Here is a 15920-nt window from a genome sequence, read left to right on the forward strand (position 1 = left end):
TCCTTGGCCCACAGAACGACATGGCTACGATCCGACTTGCTTTCCTTTGCCCGCCGAGTCCTACAGTATGACGGGCAGTTTCCCGTACCTTCCAGGAGCGACACCACCGTGAGCGAGCAGCCGCAGCAGCCGTCCCAGCCGCCCGGTTACGGCTACCCGAACCAGGGCCCCGGCGCGGCCGACAAGGCCGGCCCCTACGGCTACCCGCAGGGCGGCCCCCAGCAGCCCTCCGGCGGCTACCAGCAGCCGGGTTATCAGCAGCCCGGCTACCAGCAGCAGCCCGGCGGCTACCAGGCCCCCGGTTACCAGCAGGGCCCCGGTTACCAGCAGGCACCCGGCTACTACGGCGGGGGCGACCCCAACGCGCTCTACGGCTACGACCCCTACGGCCGCCCGTACTCCGACAAGTCGAAGATCGTCGCCGGCGTCCTCCAGATCTTCCTCGGCGGCTTCGGCATCGGCCGCTTCTACGTCGGCTCCGTCGGCGTGGGCCTGGCCCAGCTGTTCACCTGCGGCGGCTTCGGCATCTGGGCGCTGATCGACGGCATCATCTACCTCACCAGCAACGACCGTACGGACTCCCTGGGGCGGGTCCTGCGTGGCTGACGCGGCCCCGCCCGCGCCACCCGCAGGACGGCGCCTGCCGTGGCATCCCGCGGCGGCGCCCCTCGCGGTGCTCGTCGCGGGCACCGCGGGCGCCGGGTACCTGTGGTTCACCGACCCGCACGAGGCCGGCCACCTCCTGCCCCAGTGCCCGTTCCGGTTCGTCACGGGACTGCTCTGTCCGGCCTGCGGCGGCACGCGCATGACGTACGACCTGATGCACGGTCACTTCACCGCGGCCTGGCTGGACAACCGTGCCCTGCTGCTCGCCGCGCCGTTCGCGCTGGCGCTGTGGGGCCGCTGGACGGTGGAGGGCCTGCGCGGCCGCTCCTGGCGGCCCCGGATCGCCCCGTGGGCCCAGGTGCTGATCCTGGTGGCGGCGGTGGCCTGGACGGTGGCCCGCAACCTCGTCTGAGACGCCGGTCGAGAGATCACGGAACGGGAACGGTTGATCGAGTCCACTCCCGCAGACCCCACCCGTCTCCCTATGCTCCTCTCGCACAGGGGGGACGGCCACGCCATCGCGTGGGCCGCCGTGCACGGTCGGTGCGCGATCAGCGGAGTTCCCTCCTGGGCCGCCGGGCCATCCCTCCCGGCACGTCCCACATCTCCCCAGGAGCACCACCATGACCGTCCCCCCGAACCCCGCCGCTCCCTACGGCTATGACCCGCACGGCCGCCCGTACTCCGACAAGTCGAAGATCGTCGCCGGTATCCTCCAGCTCTTCCTGGGCACCCTGGGCATCGGCCGCTTCTACGTCGGCTCCGTCGGCGTCGGCGTCGCGCAGCTGCTCACCTGCGGTGGCCTTGGCTTCTGGGCGCTGATCGACGGCATCATCTTCCTGGTGAGCAGCGACCGCACCGACAAGCAGGGCCGCGTGCTGCGCGGCTGACACCGCCGCGGGGCCGAAGCGGCCGCACGGCTGACGGCGTCGCACGGCCTCGTCGCGAAGCGGTACGGCCGAGGGCCCCGACCGACTGGCGAATCCAGTCGGTCGGGGCCCTCGGCCGTTACGCTCGGCGCGTGCGGGTCAGAAGCGGCGCGTGATGAGCGCTCGCTTCACCTCCGCGATCGCCTTGGTGACCTCGATACCGCGCGGGCAGGCGTCCGTGCAGTTGAAGGTCGTGCGGCAGCGCCAGACGCCGTCGCGGTCGTTGAGGATCTCCAGCCGCTGCTCGCCGGCCTCGTCACGCGAGTCGAAGATGAAGCGGTGGGCGTTGACGATGGCCGCCGGGCCGAAGTACTGCCCGTCGTTCCAGAACACCGGGCACGAGGACGTGCAGGCGGCGCACAGGATGCACTTCGTCGTGTCGTCGAAACGCTCGCGGTCCTCGGCCGTCTGGAAGCGCTCACGCGTCGGCTCGTTGGTGTCCTTCGTGATCAGGAAGGGCATCACGTCCCGGTACGCCTGGAAGAACGGCTCCATGTCGACGACCAGGTCCTTGAGGACCGTCAGGCCCTTTATGGCCTCGACCGTGATCGGCTTCTCGGGGCTGAGGTCCTTGATCAGCGTCTTGCAGGCCAGCCGGTTCTTGCCGTTGATCCGCATGGCGTCCGACCCGCAGATGCCGTGCGCGCAGGAGCGGCGGAAGGTGAGGGTCCCGTCGAGATCCCACTTGATCTTGTGCAGCGCGTCCAGGACGCGCTCCTTCGGGTCGATCTCCAGCTGGAAGTCTTCCCAGGTCGCCTCGGCCGAGACCTCCGGGTTGAACCGGCGGACGCGGAAGGTGACCGTGATGTACGGGGAGTCGGCGAAACCGGGCTCGGGGGCCTTGTCGCTCTTCTCCATGACAGGGGTAGCCATCAGTACTTACGCTCCATCGGCTGGTAGCGGGTCTGGACGACCGGCTTGTAGTCGAGCCGGATGGACTCGGTGCCGTCGTCGCCCACCTCGCGGTACGCCATCGTGTGGCGCATGAAGTTGACGTCGTCGCGGGTGGGGTAGTCCTCGCGGTAGTGGCCGCCGCGCGACTCCTTGCGGGCGAGGGCGGACACCGCCATGACCTCGGCCAGGTCGAGCAGGTTGCCCAGCTCGACGGCCTCCAGCAGGTCGGTGTTGAACCGCCGGCCCTTGTCCTGGATGGCCACGTTCCGGTAGCGGGCGCGCAGTTCGGCGAGCTTCTCGACGGCCGTCTTGATCGTCTGCTCGGTGCGGAACACCATGACGTTGGCGTCCATGGTCTCCTGCAGCTCACGGCGGATCGTGGCGACCCGCTCGGTGCCGGTGGAGTCGCGCAGCCGCTCGATCTGCGCGACGACCAGGGACTCCGGGTCCTCGGGCAGCTCGACGAAGTCCGCCTTCTGCGCGTACTCCGCGGCGGCGATGCCCGCCCGCTTGCCGAAGACGTTGATGTCCAGCAGAGAGTTGGTGCCCAGGCGGTTGGCGCCGTGCACCGACACGCAGGCGACCTCGCCGGCCGCGTACAGGCCCGGGACGACGGTGGTGTTGTCCATGAGGACCTCACCCTCGACGTTGGTCGGGATGCCGCCCATCGCGTAGTGCGCCGTCGGCTGGATCGGGATCGGGTCCGTGTAGGGCTCGATGCCGAGGTAGGTCCGCGCGAACTCCGTGATGTCGGGCAGCTTGGCGTCCAGCTGCTCCGGCGGGAGGTGGGTGAGGTCCAGGTAGACGTGGTCGCCCTCGGGACCGCAGCCGCGGCCCTCGCGGATCTCCGTGTAGATGGAGCGGGAGACGACGTCGCGGGAGGCGAGGTCCTTCATGACCGGCGCGTACTTCTCCATGAAGCGCTCGCCGTCCTTGTTGCGGAGGATGCCGCCCTCACCGCGGGCGCCCTCCGTCAGCAGGATGCCCATGCGCCAGATGCCGGTCGGGTGGAACTGGAAGAACTCCATGTCCTCCAGCGGCAGCCCGCGCCGGTACACGGCCGCCTGACCGTCACCGGTCAGCGTGTGCGCGTTCGACGTCACCTTGAAGAACTTGCCGGTGCCACCGGAGGCGTAGATCACGGACTTCGCGTGGAAGACGTGGATCTCGCCGGTGGCCAGCTCGTAGGCGACCACACCGGCGGACTTCTTGACGCCGTCGACCTCGGTGATCAGCTGGTCCAGGACGTAGAACTCGTTGAAGAACTCCACACCCTCCTTGACGCAGTTCTGGTACAGCGTCTGGAGGATCATGTGACCGGTGCGGTCGGCCGCGTAGCAGGAGCGGCGGACCGGGGCCTCGCCGTGGTTGCGGCTGTGACCGCCGAAGCGGCGCTGGTCGATCGTGCCGTTCGGCGTCCGGTTGAACGGCAGGCCCATCTTCTCCAGGTCGAGGACCGAGTCGATGGCCTCCTTCGCCAGGATCTCGGCGGCGTCCTGGTCGACCAGGTAGTCACCGCCCTTGACCGTGTCGAAGGTGTGCCACTCCCAGTTGTCCTCCTCCACGTTGGCCAGCGCGGCGGCCATGCCGCCCTGCGCCGCACCGGTGTGGGAGCGGGTGGGGTAGAGCTTCGTCAGCACGGCGGTGCGGCTGCGCTTCGTCGACTCGATGGCCGCGCGCATGCCGGCGCCACCGGCGCCGACGATGACGGTGTCGTACTTGTGTACCTTCATGTTTTTTCGCAGCCCCGTGCCTAGCGGATGTTCGGGTCGAAGGTGAAGATCACCAGCGTGCCCAGCAGGATGGTGAACACCGTGGCGGTGTAGAGCAGACCCTTGAGCCACAGCCGGGTGTTCGGACGCTCCGCGTAGTCGTTGATGACCGTGCGCAGGCCGTTCCCGCCGTGCAGCATCGCGAGCCACAGCATCAGCAGGTCCCAGACCTGCCAGAACGGCGAGGCCCAGCGGCCGGCCACGAAGGCGAAGCCGATCTTCGAGACGCCACCGTCCAGTACCAGCTGGATGAGCAGGTGCCCGATGACCAGGACGACCAGCACGACGCCGGACAGGCGCATGAACAGCCAGGCGGCCATCTCGAAGTTGCCCCGCGTGGACTTCGGGGTCTTCTTGGTGCGCCGGCGCGGGGCTTCGATCAGCGGCGCCGGGTTGTCGACCGTGTAGGCGGACGGGCCCTCGACGGGGCCGACGCCGGAAGCGGTGGTTTCAGCAGTGGACATGCGCGTCAGCTCCCGAACAGTTCACGAGCGGCGTGGCCGAGCACGGGGTAGATCGCCCCGATCATCAGCACGAGCCACAGGCCGACAACGGTCCAGAGCATCTGCTTCTGGTAGCGGGCGCCCTTGACCCAGAAGTCGACGGCGATGACGCGCAGGCCGTTGAGCGCGTGGAAGAGGATGGCGGCCACGAGGCCGTACTCCAACAGCGCGACGATCGGCGTTTTGTACGTGGCCACGACGGTGTCGTAGGCCTCGGGGGACACACGGACGAGAGCGGTGTCCAGCACGTGGACGAACAGGAAGAAGAAAATGAGGACGCCGGTGACTCGATGAGCCACCCATGACCACATTCCTTCCCGGCCGCGGTACAGCGTTCCAGCCGGCACGGAAGTTTCCTCCGGGAGCGGGGATTGGGGCCGCGCCGGCTTTCCTTGTCGGTCGGGCCCGGCCGGGTACGGTCCACCGGCCCCCAGCATCGTAGCGACGGTTGCCCGTGGTGCTTACGGGGGGCCCGCCTGTGTGATCAAAGTTGCACTCAAAGGAGCAGTCCGAGGCCTGCGGGGCGGCTCGGGAGGCAGGGGCTTCGGGTGGTTTGCCGGGTGTGGGTCGTTGCCGGCCGGGCGCGCCCGCACGGTGCAGCCGCTGAGGTCACAGCCCTGCGTCCCCGAAGGTCACAGCCCCGGGTCGTCCTGAAGGTCACGGCCCGCGACCCTGAAGGTCGCAGCCCCGCGCCCCTGAAGGGCGTCGGGCAGCCTGCCTCTCGCGAGGCGCCTCAGTTCGTCGGCCGCGACCTGGCGTTCCTCCTCCGGATCGTTTGTCAATCGTGACCGGATGCCTTCGAGTACATGGTCCAGGGCCTCATTCGCGGGCATGCCGTCCAGGCAGATGGCGAACGCGTGTCCGAAGCGGCTCTCGTAGGCCGCGGTGGCCGCGCTCAGTGCCGTGTGGGCCACCGCGTACGTGTCCTCCGGCAGGGCGGGCAGGGCCTCGGCCGCCAGCGCCTCCGTCAGGTCCTCCGGGGAGAGGTCGTAGGCGGCCTCGTCCACTGCGGCCAGCAGGGCGGGCAGGTCCGGATAGGGGCGGTGGGCGGTGAGGCGATGGGCCCAGTGGCGACTGTTCAGGCAGGTGAGGAGGGCCTGGACGGCCTCTTCGGCGGGGGTGGTGTTGAAGTGCTCCAGTGAGGAGGCGGTTACCGGTGTGGCGTGGGTTTGCGTCGGTACCGGTATGGCCACTCGGCCGGGGAGGTCTGGGAGACGGTGCGCAGGCAGCGTGGGTCCTCGTGGGCTTCACGTGTGTGTCGGCAGGGGATTGTGCGAAAGATGTGCCGTCACGTTATCGATTGACGGCATGACGTGTCCGGCCGATGCCCCAATTTCACCCGAACGGGAGAGTTTCAGAACATGTGGTGGACGCATGGAGAAGCTCACGGCCATAGGTTGCCGCTGTGAGCCAGCACGGACGCCGGACACCGGCACACAATGTGAGGCAGCGGGCCGTGATCACCGGTGCGGTGGTCGCCTCGCTCGGTGTGGGAGCAGGCCTGTGGGCCACCGACAGTGAGGGCGACGGCGGGTCCGCGGGCTCGGCCGCGAGAGCCCCCAAGGCCGCCGCGCCCAGCCCCAGCCGCTCCTACGCGCTGTCCAAGGAGCCGCGGACCATACCCGCCGTACGCGATCACACCCCGGCCCGCGGCCCCGGATGGCAGGCGGAGAAGGAGCACCGCGTCGTCGTCGCCGACGCCGCTCTCGCCGACGAGGGGCGCCTGATGGCCGACGAACTGGGGCTGACGTACGCGGGGGAGAAGAACGACGAACGCGCCGGGGACGTGCTGCTGGACGTCAAGGAGGACAAGGGCGCGGACCCGGAGTCGTACACCATGACCGTGCGCGACGGCCGGGTCACCGTCACCGGGCCGGCCGAGGCCGGCGTCTACTACGGCACCCGCACCCTGAAACAGGCGGTCGACGGCGGCGCCGCCGCGCCGGAGGGCGTCGTGACGGACGAGCCGGCCAAACCGCGGCGCGGCCTCAGCCTCGACATCGCGCGCAAGCACTACGACGCCGACTGGATAAAGGACCGGATCCGCGAGCTGGGCGACCTGAAGTACAACGAACTGGGTCTGCACTTCTCCGACGACCAGGCCTTCCGTATCGAGTCCGACTCGCACCCCGAGATCGTCTCCGACGACCACCTGACCAAGGACCAGGTCAAGGAGATCATCGACCTCGCCGCCTCCCGGCACATCACCGTCGTCCCCGAGATCGACTCGCCCGGCCACCTCGGTGCCGTGCTCGCCGCCCACCCCGACCTCCAGCTGCGCAACGCCCAGGGCACGCCCACGCGCGGTGCGATCGACATCTCCAAGCCCGAGGCCGCCGAGATCGTCGACGACCTGCTCGACGAGTACGCCGACCTCTTCCCCGGCTCCCGGTTCCACCTGGGCGCGGACGAGTACCAGGCGCTCACGGTGTCCGACCCCGAGGCGTCCTACCCGGATCTCGCCGCCGCGGCCCGTGAGGCGTACGGCCCCGGCGGCACCGTCGCCGACCTCACCACCGGCTGGCTCAACGGCCGGGCCGAGACGGTCATGGCGCACGACCGCATCCCGCGCGCCTGGAACGACGGCTTCTTCAAGGACACGTCCGTCGAGCCCCTGAAGGAAATCAAGGTCGCCTACTGGACCGGCAAGGAGATCGGCGCCCGCCCGCCCACGGAGTACCTGAGCGCGGGCCGCGAGGTCCTCAACTACAACGACGAGTTCCTCTACTACGTGCTCGGCGAACCGCAGACCTTCGTCTACCCGACCGGAGAGCGCATCTACGAGCAGTGGACCCCGCGCGTCCTGCGCGGCACCACCGCGGTCGACGCGAAGTACGACGACCAGATACTGGGCGGCAGCTTCGCCGTCTGGGGCGACCTGCCGAACGCGCAGACGCAGGCCCAGGTCGCCGACGGGATCCGGCTGCCGCTGGCCGCGACGGTCCAGAAGCTGTGGGACCCGGACGAACCCGAGCTGTCCTGGGCCGACTTCAAGTCGCTGGCGAACCGCCTCGACTGATCCCGTGCGCCCCCGGACGTCGCGCGGATTGTCCGATACGGCTGCGAACTCCCGTACGGCTGTGGTGGTCTTTTGACGATCGGAACCGACACGCCGGGGGGAGCCGGGACATGGGCTACTGGGGGTATTTCGTCGTGGGCCGCGCCGATCGGCCGCTCGCGGAGCTGGACGCGCTGTCGGGCGCCGCGGGCATGACCCTGCGGCTGTCCGCGCCGGGCGGCTGGCAGGTGTGGGAGTTCCCGGGCGGCGACGGAGACGTCGGGAACATGAACGACCTGGCCGGACAGACCGGCGCGCCCGCGCTGTTCGGCTACGTCATGGACAGCGACTGCGTCGTCGTGGAGGCGGCGGCGCCCGAGAGCGGGGCGTGGACGACCTGCCTGGCGCGGGTCGCGATGGCCGGGTACCTCGGCGCCGAGAAGGAGGGGCTCACCCTGGAGGACTACTTCCTGGAGCCCCGCGACGCCGCCGAGCGCGCCGTTGCCTGGGCCGCCGAGGCGGGGCGCACCGCGAGCGCCGGTGAGCTGGCGGAAGTGCTGTCGGCCGACCCCGGTGGCGATTCCCGCTCCGACGGTGCTTCGGGCCCGGGTGCGGAGGTCCGCCCGGTCGCCGGCCCGTTGGCCGAAAACCTCTTCTTCCGGTTCCTCGACCGGCTGGGCGTGGTGCCGCTGTGACACGCCCGGCCCGCCGGGTCTCCACGGAGGGGCCGCCGGGTGCTGCGCGCGATGGTCTCCCGCCGGGCGCGCGCGGCCGGGGCTGAGCACCGGCCCGCCTGTGACCGTCGTGCGGGGAGCGCGCGGCGGCGGTGCGGCGAAGGTGGCGGAGTTGGGGCGGTACCGCGCCGGTCGTGGAAAGGCCGGCGTACGCGTGTGACGAAACTCCACCTGGCGGCGCTTTAGCGGTTGTGACGACTGTGACCAGCGGATTGACGACCCAGCAGGAGAACCGGCCGTCGGCCGCCGCGAAGCCGGTGCGGTGGGCGGCGGACGCCGTGGCCACGATGCGCGAGGGCGCCCGGCTGCGCCTGGACTACTCGGCGCAGAGCCTGTGGCGCGTCGACCGCGTGATCGACGGAATCCGGGACGAGGGAGCGCCGTACGCCGCCGTGGAGACGGTGCTGCGCGGACTCGGCGCCTACGCGGGAGAGGTGATCGTGCGTCAGGCGTGCGGCGAGTGGTGGGCGACCGGGGGTGATCACTGGGTCCGCACTCCCGACGGCCGCCTGTGGGACCCGATCGACGAGGCCCGCCGCTGCTTCGCCGGCGACGGGTCGCTCCGGCTGCTGTGCCGGGACGCTGCGGCCGCCCGGTGACGACCAGGCGCCGCGGCCCCGGCGAGCCCCGAACGGCACCCCCACGCCGGTGAGGTGCTCGTCCGCCCGGCGGATGCGGCCCGCCGTCGAGCGGGGGCGGCCGTCCGGGCCGCCGGATGTGACACTTCCGCGCGCGCCGACGCTGATGACCGTGGGGGCGGGCTCACCCGAGCGCGCGGAGAACTCGGTACGGACGAGGACGGTTCTTGGGCCAGCGAGGGGGACCCCGCCGCGTACAGGCGTACGACGCGGAACTGGGCGCGGCCGTGGAACGGGCCCAGAATGGTGACGAGGCCGCCTTCGCGGTCGCCTACCGGCTCGTGCAGCCCGGCCTGCTGGGCTATCTGCGCGGCCTCGTCGGGGACGACGCCGAGGACGTGGCGTCGGACGCGTGGCTGGAGATAGCGCGGGACCTGCGGCGCTTCAGGGGCGACGGGGCCGGCTTCCGGGGCTGGACGGCGACGATCGCCCGGCACCGGGCCCTGGACCACCTGCGCCGCCAGAAGGCACGGCCCCGCCCGACGGCGTTGGAACAGGACGTCCTGGACCTGCCCGGCCCGCACTCCACACCCGATCAGGCACTGGAGACGCTGTCCACCCGGGCCGCCCTGGCTCTGCTCGCGGGACTGCCCCGCGACCAGGCCGAGGCCGTACTGCTGCGGGTCGTCGTCGGCCTCGACGGACCGTCCGCCGCGCGCGTCCTCGGCAAACGGCCCGGCGCGGTGCGCACGGCGACGTACCGGGGGCTGAAGAGGCTGGCACGGCAGACGGGCGTCGCCGGTGTGACGGACGACCCGCCCAGGACGCTGGGGGAGCCGACATGACGGGCACCGACGACGGCGGCCCGGCCGGCCGGGCGGAAACGGAGGCGGACATGGGCGCTCAGCACGGCGGAGACGACAGCGGTGGCGGCCACGCCGGCACCCGGCCCGCTCACCACGACACCCCCGGGATGGAGAGGTCGCTCGCCGCCGTCCTGCGGGAGGAGCACGTCGACGCCGAGGGACAGCGACGGGCCGTGGCCGCGTTCCGGGCCGCTGTGGACGCGGCGCCGGACCGGGCCGCGCGCACCCGCCGGCGGGACGACTGGCGTCCCCGCGAGCGCGCAGGCACGGGGCGCACGTTGAAGACCGCGCTCTCCGTTCTGTTGGCGAGCCTCACCCTGGGCGGCGTCGCCTACGCGGCGATCGGCGCGGGTGGCTCCGCCCAGGACGCCGCCGGGCCCGACCGTACCCGTCCGCCCGCCGCCACGAGCGGCACCGAGGTCCGTCCGATCACCACCCCACGACCCGCCGCCCCGGCTTCCGGCGCCCCCGCACGGCCGGACCGACCGGCCACCGCCCGGGACACCGGGGGCGGCTGCCGCGCCCACGAGCGGCTGGAGGGCCGCGGCAAGGCGCTGGACGCCCCTGCCTGGCAGCGGCTCGTCGCGGCGGCGGGCGACGAGGAGAACGTCGGGTCCTACTGCGCGCGGCGGCAGGCCCCTCAGTCCCCGCCGAGCGCACCGAACACCCCGGACGACCCGGACGGGCCGAGCGGCGCGGCTGAACCGGCCGCCCCGGGACGCGTGAACGGCAACGCGGCCGGCGCGGTGAACGGCAACGGGAACAGCAACCGCGATGGGAGCGGGAGCGGGAGCGGCGACGTGAACGGCAACGCGGACGCGGAGCGGACGGACCGGGCCGGCGAGGACAAGTAGCCTCGCACCAGGGGCGATCGCGGCGGCCAAGGCAACGGCCGGGGCCGCCACCCCCCACAGGAGAGGCCCCGGCCGTCGCGCGGCACGGGCCGCGCGGCGGCCCGTACTCCCTACAGCGCCGCCACCGCGTTTTCTGTCACACCTCACGGCGTCACGGCTCAGTTGCATCTTGTACGGCAATGGGATGAGGACATGGACGAGTGGCGGTTTCAAGACGTAACGTGCCATTCGCGCCGATCAGCGGGGGCCTGCCCGCCCGCATCACGTGAGCGGTGGACCACCGTGACCACCGATGGAGAACCACGACGGCGAGTACCCGGTCCGCGAGAGCGGCGCCGGCCTAGGCGCAAAGAGAGGCTCGGTGCTGGGGGACGACGCGGAGCTGACCGCCGCGGTACGTGCGGCGCAGGGCGGGGAGGAGACCGCGTTCCGGACCGTGTACCGGGCGGTGCATCCGCGACTGCTGGGGTACGTACGGACGCTGGTCGGTGATCCCGACGCCGAGGACGTGGCATCCGAAGCCTGGCTGCAGATCGCCCGTGACCTGGAACGCTTCGACGGCGACGCGGACCGCTTCCGCGGCTGGGCCGCCCGTATCGCCCGCAACCGCGCGCTGGACCACATCCGTATGCGCGGCCGCCGGCCCGCCACGGGCGGCGACGAGTCGGAGCTGACCGGCAGGCCGTCCGAGTCCGACACCGCTGACGAGGCCATGGAGGCCCTGGCCACCGACAGCACCCTCTCCCTCATCGCCCGGCTGCCCCAGGACCAGGCGGAGGCCGTCGTCCTGCGCGTGGTGGTGGGCCTCGACGCCAAGAGCGCCGCCGAGACGCTGGGCAAACGACCCGGTGCCGTCCGCACGGCGGCGCACCGCGGCCTGAAGCGCCTGGCCGAGCTGCTCGGCGGGGATCCGGAATCGGGCAGCGGGCTCGACGCCCTGCCGCCTCAGCGAGAACCGCACCGACGTGCGGTGACGTCCGCGACTGTGACGCATACGCGTACGCGGACGCAGAAGGACATGTGATGGCCGACGAGCAGGACAGGTGGCTGGACCGCGAAACGGCGGAGATCTTGCTGCGCGGAGAGTCACCGGAGGCCGTCGACCCCGCGGCCCGCGACCGCGCCGCACGGCTCGCCCGGGCCCTGGGCGCACTCTCCGCCCCACCCGTGCCGAGCAGTACGGAACTCCCCGGCGAGGCCGCCGCGCTCGCCGCCTTCCGCGAGGCGCGGGCCGAGCGGGCGGATGCGCGGGCGGGGACGTCGGACGCCCCCGGGCACGACGCCGTACCGCAGCCCTCCGACGCCGGACTGGTGCGCATCGCCCCGCGCGCCGGCGGCGCCCGACGGCCGCGCTGGAGCCGCCCCCTGCGCCTCGGGCTGGCCGCCGCGCTGACCGTCGGCATGGTCGGCTCCGTGGCGGTGGCCGCCGGAACCGGAGTTCTGCCGACACCGTTCGACGGTGCCGAAGCGGAACCCGGCGCCACCGTCTCGGCGGCCGCGTCCCCCGACCGCCCGCTCGCGTCGCCCTCGCCGCCCGCCGGTGCGCGGGGCGGGCCTGCGCCCGGCGGGCCCGGGTCCGGCGACCCGGACCGGAGCGGTGCGGGGAGCGACGCGGGCGGCGGTACGGCCGAGGGCCGTGACTCCGGGTCCCGTTCCGACGCCGACGACCGGGCGGACGGCTCCCCCGGCGGGCGGCCGGGCCTCACCGCGTCCTGCCGTGACATGGGCGCCGGCCAGGAACTCGAGGGCACCCGCAGGCGGGCGCTGAAGGAGGCGGCCGGGGGCTCCTCGCGGGTCGGCACGTACTGCAGGAACCTCCTCGCCGGGACCGACGGCGCTGCCCAGGACCGCAGCAGCGGCAGGACGGGCAGCGATTCCGACGAGTCCGGAAAGACGCCCCGGGAGCGGGAGACCGAGAAGGAGACGGGCGACTCCGACGACAAGGGCGACAAGGGCGGTAGAGGGAACGAGGGCGGCAAAGGGGGCGAGGGCGACCAAGAGGGTGAGGGCGGCGAAAAGAAGGGCGACGGCGACAAGGGCGGCAAGGACGGCAAGGACGACGACGGCCCCCACATAACCCCGCCCGCCGGGCATCACCGCGTTCCGCACGCACCCTCGGCCCTCGTGCCCCTGCCGCAGCAGCGGCCGAATCACCCGCCGCACGCGCCGCACGCGTCGTCCGCCGTCATCAATGACTTCCGACCTGCGCTTTCGCAGAGCTGGAACGGTTCCCTCGCCGAGGGTGTGACACTTTCGGCCGCCCTGGCGCAGTAATGAGTGAGCCGACTGGTCATCGGCTTTCGCACCGAGCCGGGGTTCCCCCCGTACCTACGGCTCGTGCACCTGGGCGCGGGCGGGACACGTTCCCCCGGTCCCGCCCGCGCCCCACTCCTGACACACGGACCACCGCCCACACCGCGTCACCGGTACACGACGACCTTGTCGCCGTTCCTCACCCGCGCGTACAGATCCGCGATCGCCGCCTCGTCCCGTACGTTGACGCAGCCGTGCGAGGCGCCCGCGTAGCCGCGGACAGCGAAGTCGTCCGAGTAGTGCACGGCCTGCCCGCCGCTGAAGAACATCGCGTACGGCATGGCGGAGTCGTAGAGCGTCGAGACGTGGTGGCGGGATTTCCAGTAGACCTGGAACACGCCCTCCCGGGTCGGCGTGTACTGCGAGCCGAACCGCACCGGCATCGTCGACAGGGTCCGTCCGTCGATCATCCAGCGCAGTGTCCGGCTCGACTTGCTGACGCACAGCACCCGGCCGGTCAGGCAGCGCGGGTCGGGCGCGGCGGCCGGCTGCCCGCCCATCAGGTACAGCTCCCATGTACCCGGCTCCCGCGACATGCCCAGCAGCCGTTGCCAGGTGACGGTGTCGGTCCGGCCCGTCCTGGGCAGCCCGCGCTTGCCCTGGAAGCCGCTCACCGCGCGCTCGGTGAGGTCGTCGTAGGTCCCGGTCGGCCCGTCGACGAGCCACTCCACCTGGCGCAGCCGGGCCTGCAGCTCACGGACGTCCCGGCCGGTGTCGCCCCGCCTCCACAGCACCCGGGGCTCGGCACGGGCGGGCGGCGCGCTCGACGGCGGGTCGCCGGCCGGCGTGTTCTTCGGCCGGGCCGGTTGCTTCCGCCGTGTCGGTTGTTCCGGCGGCTTCGGTTCCGTCAGTTGCTTCGGCTGCTTCGGCTGCTTCGGCTGCTTCGGCGGCGTCCCGGTGACCTCTATGTGCACCGGCGCACGCCCCTTGCCGTCCACACCCGTGCCCTGCACGGTGCAGCCGCCCGCCGCCAGCGCGGCCCCCAGGGCGACGGCGACCGCCCTCCCCACGTTCCCCATGCCCGTCATACGCATCACGGCCCCCCGCCGTCTCACTGCCCGGTACGGACGTCCCCCGAGATGTCTCCCCCCGGATGACGCGTCGTGAACGGCACGGCATCGTTGTGAACGGGACCGCGGCGGGATTGTGAGCAAGGTCCCAGCGCGAGGCCCTCCACCGGGTGGCGCGTGCGCCGCTACAGTCCGTCGAAGGTCGGTCCGTATTGGCGAGTATCTGACGGGTAGTTCGAGCAGTTCGAACATGTGCTCAGCGGGAGGCATCACACCATGGCGCGCGAGTCTGAGTCCGGACTGCCCATCGAACCGGTCTACGGACCCGACACCCAGGCGGACTGGGACCCGGCCGAGAAGCTCGGCGAACCAGGCACGTACCCGTTCACGCGGGGTGTGTACCCGTCGATGTACACCGGCCGGCCCTGGACGATGCGCCAGTACGCGGGTTTCGGTACGGCGACGGAGTCGAACGCCCGTTACAAGCAGCTGATCGCGAACGGCACGATGGGCCTGTCGGTCGCCTTCGACCTGCCGACGCAGATGGGCCACGACTCGGACGCGCCGATCGCGAGCGGCGAGGTCGGCAAGGTCGGTGTGGCGATCGACTCGGTCGACGACATGCGGGTGCTGTTCGGCGGGATCCCGCTGGACAAGGTCTCCACGTCGATGACGATCAACGCCCCGGCTTCCCTGCTGCTCCTGCTGTACCAACTGGTCGCCGAGGAGCAGGGCGTCGGCGCCGACCAGCTGACCGGCACGATCCAGAACGACGTGCTGAAGGAGTACATCGCCCGGGGGACGTACATCTTCCCGCCGAAGCCCTCGCTGCGTCTGATCGCGGACATTTTCAAGTACTGCCGGGCCGAGATCCCGAAGTGGAACACCATCTCGATCTCCGGTTACCACATGGCCGAGGCCGGTGCCTCTCCCGCGCAGGAGATCGCGTTCACCCTCGCGGACGGCATCGAGTACGTGCGCACGGCGGTGGCGGCCGGCATGGACGTCGACGACTTCGCGCCCCGCCTGTCGTTCTTCTTCGTGGCGCGTACGACGATCCTGGAGGAGGTCGCCAAGTTCCGCGCGGCCCGCCGGATCTGGGCGCGGGTGATGCGCGAGGAGTTCGGCGCGAAGAACCCCAAGTCGCTGATGCTGCGCTTCCACACCCAGACGGCCGGGGTGCAGCTGACCGCCCAGCAGCCCGAGGTGAACCTGGTCCGCGTCGCCGTGCAGGGCCTGGGCGCCGTCCTGGGCGGCACGCAGTCCCTGCACACCAACTCCTTCGACGAGGCCATCGCACTGCCCACCGACAAATCCGCCCGCCTGGCCCTGCGCACCCAGCAGGTCCTGGCCTACGAGACGGACGTGACGGCGACCGTCGACCCCTTCGCCGGCTCCTACGTCGTCGAGAGGATGACCGACGACGTCGAGGCGGCGATCCTCGAACTGATGCGGAAGGTCGAGGACCTCGGCGGCGCGGTCAACGCCATCGAGCACGGCTTCCAGAAGTCCGAGATCGAGCGCTCCGCCTACCGCATCTCGCAGGAGACCGATTCCGGCGAGCGGGTCGTGGTCGGCGTCAACCGCTTCCAGCTCGACGAGGAGGAGCCCTACGAGCCCCTCCGCGTCGACCCGGCCATCGAGGCCCAGCAGGCCGAACGCCTCGCCAAGCTCCGCGCCGAACGCGACCAGCAGGCGGTGGACACCGCCCTCGCCGCCCTGAAGAAGGCCGCCGAGGGCGAGGACAACGTCCTCTACCCCATGAAGGACGCCCTGCGGGCACGGGCCACGGTGGGCGAGGTGTGCAACGCGCTGCGGGACGTCTGGGGGACGTACGTGCCCTCGGACGCCTTCTGAACTGGG

The 15920-nt window shown here is 71.5% G+C and carries 17 protein-coding genes; 11 read left to right on the plus strand and 6 right to left on the minus strand.

Annotated features, from left to right (window positions below; genetic code table 11):
• The first annotated feature begins 108 nt into the window (after positions 1-108).
• From ABEA26_RS21195 to ABEA26_RS21205, 3 genes are all read left to right on the plus strand, one after another.
• Positions 109-606, plus strand: a complete 498-nt coding sequence (locus ABEA26_RS21195) for a TM2 domain-containing protein (RefSeq protein WP_345594443.1) — start codon at positions 109-111, stop codon at positions 604-606.
• Positions 599-1018: a DUF2752 domain-containing protein gene (locus ABEA26_RS21200; RefSeq protein WP_345594445.1), complete on the plus strand. Its 420-nt coding sequence runs from the start codon at positions 599-601 to the stop codon at positions 1016-1018. Before ABEA26_RS21195 ends, ABEA26_RS21200 begins: the two co-directional genes overlap by 8 nt.
• A 211-nt stretch (positions 1019-1229) precedes the next feature.
• Positions 1230-1496 (plus strand): TM2 domain-containing protein, encoded by a 267-nt coding sequence (locus ABEA26_RS21205; RefSeq protein WP_345594446.1) that lies wholly within the window; start codon positions 1230-1232, stop codon positions 1494-1496.
• Positions 1497-1634: 138 nt separating this feature from the next.
• Here the strand turns inward: ABEA26_RS21205 and ABEA26_RS21210 are convergent, their stop codons facing one another.
• From ABEA26_RS21210 to ABEA26_RS21230, 5 genes are all read right to left on the minus strand, one after another.
• Positions 1635-2408, minus strand: a complete 774-nt coding sequence (locus ABEA26_RS21210) for a succinate dehydrogenase iron-sulfur subunit (protein WP_345594447.1) — start codon at positions 2406-2408, stop codon at positions 1635-1637.
• A complete protein-coding gene (gene sdhA / locus ABEA26_RS21215) occupies positions 2408-4162 on the minus strand; it encodes a succinate dehydrogenase flavoprotein subunit (protein WP_345594448.1) in 1755 nt (584 codons plus the stop codon). Before sdhA ends, ABEA26_RS21210 begins: the two co-directional genes overlap by 1 nt.
• 20 nt (positions 4163-4182) lie before the next feature.
• Positions 4183-4665, minus strand: coding sequence for a succinate dehydrogenase hydrophobic membrane anchor subunit (locus ABEA26_RS21220; protein ID WP_345594450.1), 483 nt, complete (start codon positions 4663-4665; stop codon positions 4183-4185).
• Between the two features lie 5 nt (positions 4666-4670).
• A complete protein-coding gene (sdhC, locus tag ABEA26_RS21225; protein WP_279560220.1) occupies positions 4671-5051 on the minus strand; it encodes a succinate dehydrogenase, cytochrome b556 subunit in 381 nt (126 codons plus the stop codon).
• Between the two features lie 285 nt (positions 5052-5336).
• On the minus strand, positions 5337-5897 hold the full coding sequence (locus ABEA26_RS21230; protein ID WP_345594453.1) for a 2-oxo-4-hydroxy-4-carboxy-5-ureidoimidazoline decarboxylase: 561 nt from the start codon (positions 5895-5897) through the stop codon (positions 5337-5339).
• Positions 5898-6109: 212 nt separating this feature from the next.
• Between ABEA26_RS21230 and ABEA26_RS21235 the strand changes: the two genes are divergently transcribed.
• From ABEA26_RS21235 to ABEA26_RS21265, 7 genes are all read left to right on the plus strand, one after another.
• Positions 6110-7723, plus strand: coding sequence for a beta-N-acetylhexosaminidase (locus ABEA26_RS21235; protein ID WP_425587873.1), 1614 nt, complete (start codon positions 6110-6112; stop codon positions 7721-7723).
• A 110-nt stretch (positions 7724-7833) separates the two neighbouring features.
• Positions 7834-8397 (plus strand): hypothetical protein, encoded by a 564-nt coding sequence (locus ABEA26_RS21240; protein ID WP_345594455.1) that lies wholly within the window; start codon positions 7834-7836, stop codon positions 8395-8397.
• A 251-nt stretch (positions 8398-8648) separates the two neighbouring features.
• Positions 8649-9035 (plus strand): hypothetical protein, encoded by a 387-nt coding sequence (locus ABEA26_RS21245; RefSeq protein ID WP_345594479.1) that lies wholly within the window; start codon positions 8649-8651, stop codon positions 9033-9035.
• Positions 9036-9241: 206 nt separating this feature from the next.
• Positions 9242-9859 carry an RNA polymerase sigma factor gene (locus tag ABEA26_RS21250; protein WP_345594457.1) on the plus strand — a complete coding sequence of 206 codons (618 nt, stop codon included), beginning with the start codon at positions 9242-9244 and terminating at the stop codon, positions 9857-9859.
• Positions 9856-10734 carry a hypothetical protein gene (locus ABEA26_RS21255; RefSeq protein WP_345594458.1) on the plus strand — a complete coding sequence of 293 codons (879 nt, stop codon included), beginning with the start codon at positions 9856-9858 and terminating at the stop codon, positions 10732-10734. Before ABEA26_RS21250 ends, ABEA26_RS21255 begins: the two co-directional genes overlap by 4 nt.
• Positions 10735-11095: 361 nt before the next feature.
• Positions 11096-11758 carry an RNA polymerase sigma factor gene (locus ABEA26_RS21260; protein WP_345594480.1) on the plus strand — a complete coding sequence of 221 codons (663 nt, stop codon included), beginning with the start codon at positions 11096-11098 and terminating at the stop codon, positions 11756-11758.
• Positions 11758-13008: a hypothetical protein gene (locus ABEA26_RS21265; protein ID WP_345594460.1), complete on the plus strand. Its 1251-nt coding sequence runs from the start codon at positions 11758-11760 to the stop codon at positions 13006-13008. Before ABEA26_RS21260 ends, ABEA26_RS21265 begins: the two co-directional genes overlap by 1 nt.
• Before the next feature lie 146 nt (positions 13009-13154).
• Here ABEA26_RS21265 and ABEA26_RS21270 read toward each other — a convergent pair whose 3' ends face one another.
• Positions 13155-14081, minus strand: a complete 927-nt coding sequence (locus ABEA26_RS21270) for a L,D-transpeptidase family protein (RefSeq protein ID WP_345594461.1) — start codon at positions 14079-14081, stop codon at positions 13155-13157.
• A gap of 252 nt (positions 14082-14333) precedes the next feature.
• Here ABEA26_RS21270 and ABEA26_RS21275 point away from each other — a divergent pair, with 252 nt between their 5' ends.
• Positions 14334-15914, plus strand: coding sequence for an acyl-CoA mutase large subunit family protein (locus tag ABEA26_RS21275; RefSeq protein WP_345594462.1), 1581 nt, complete (start codon positions 14334-14336; stop codon positions 15912-15914).
• Positions 15915-15920 lie beyond the last annotated feature (6 nt).

The sequence above is a fragment of the Streptomyces marokkonensis genome (assembly GCF_039539045.1).
Lineage (GTDB): Bacteria > Actinomycetota > Actinomycetes > Streptomycetales > Streptomycetaceae > Streptomyces > Streptomyces marokkonensis.

Excerpts from the sequence above, each read along its gene's own strand:
- ABEA26_RS21205 (WP_345594446.1), top strand. The coding sequence starts at position 1,230 with ATGACCGTCCCCCCGAACCCCGCCGCTCCCTACGGCTATGACCCGCAC.
- ABEA26_RS21210 (WP_345594447.1), bottom strand. The coding sequence starts at position 2,408 with ATGGCTACCCCTGTCATGGAGAAGAGCGACAAGGCCCCCGAGCCCGGT.
- sdhA (WP_345594448.1), bottom strand. The coding sequence starts at position 4,162 with ATGAAGGTACACAAGTACGACACCGTCATCGTCGGCGCCGGTGGCGCC.
- ABEA26_RS21220 (WP_345594450.1), bottom strand. The coding sequence starts at position 4,665 with ATGTCCACTGCTGAAACCACCGCTTCCGGCGTCGGCCCCGTCGAGGGC.
- ABEA26_RS21240 (WP_345594455.1), top strand. The coding sequence starts at position 7,834 with ATGGGCTACTGGGGGTATTTCGTCGTGGGCCGCGCCGATCGGCCGCTC.
- ABEA26_RS21255 (WP_345594458.1), top strand. The coding sequence starts at position 9,856 with ATGACGGGCACCGACGACGGCGGCCCGGCCGGCCGGGCGGAAACGGAG.
- ABEA26_RS21265 (WP_345594460.1), top strand. The coding sequence starts at position 11,758 with ATGGCCGACGAGCAGGACAGGTGGCTGGACCGCGAAACGGCGGAGATC.
- ABEA26_RS21270 (WP_345594461.1), bottom strand. The coding sequence starts at position 14,081 with ATGCGTATGACGGGCATGGGGAACGTGGGGAGGGCGGTCGCCGTCGCC.
- ABEA26_RS21275 (WP_345594462.1), top strand. The coding sequence starts at position 14,334 with ATGGCGCGCGAGTCTGAGTCCGGACTGCCCATCGAACCGGTCTACGGA.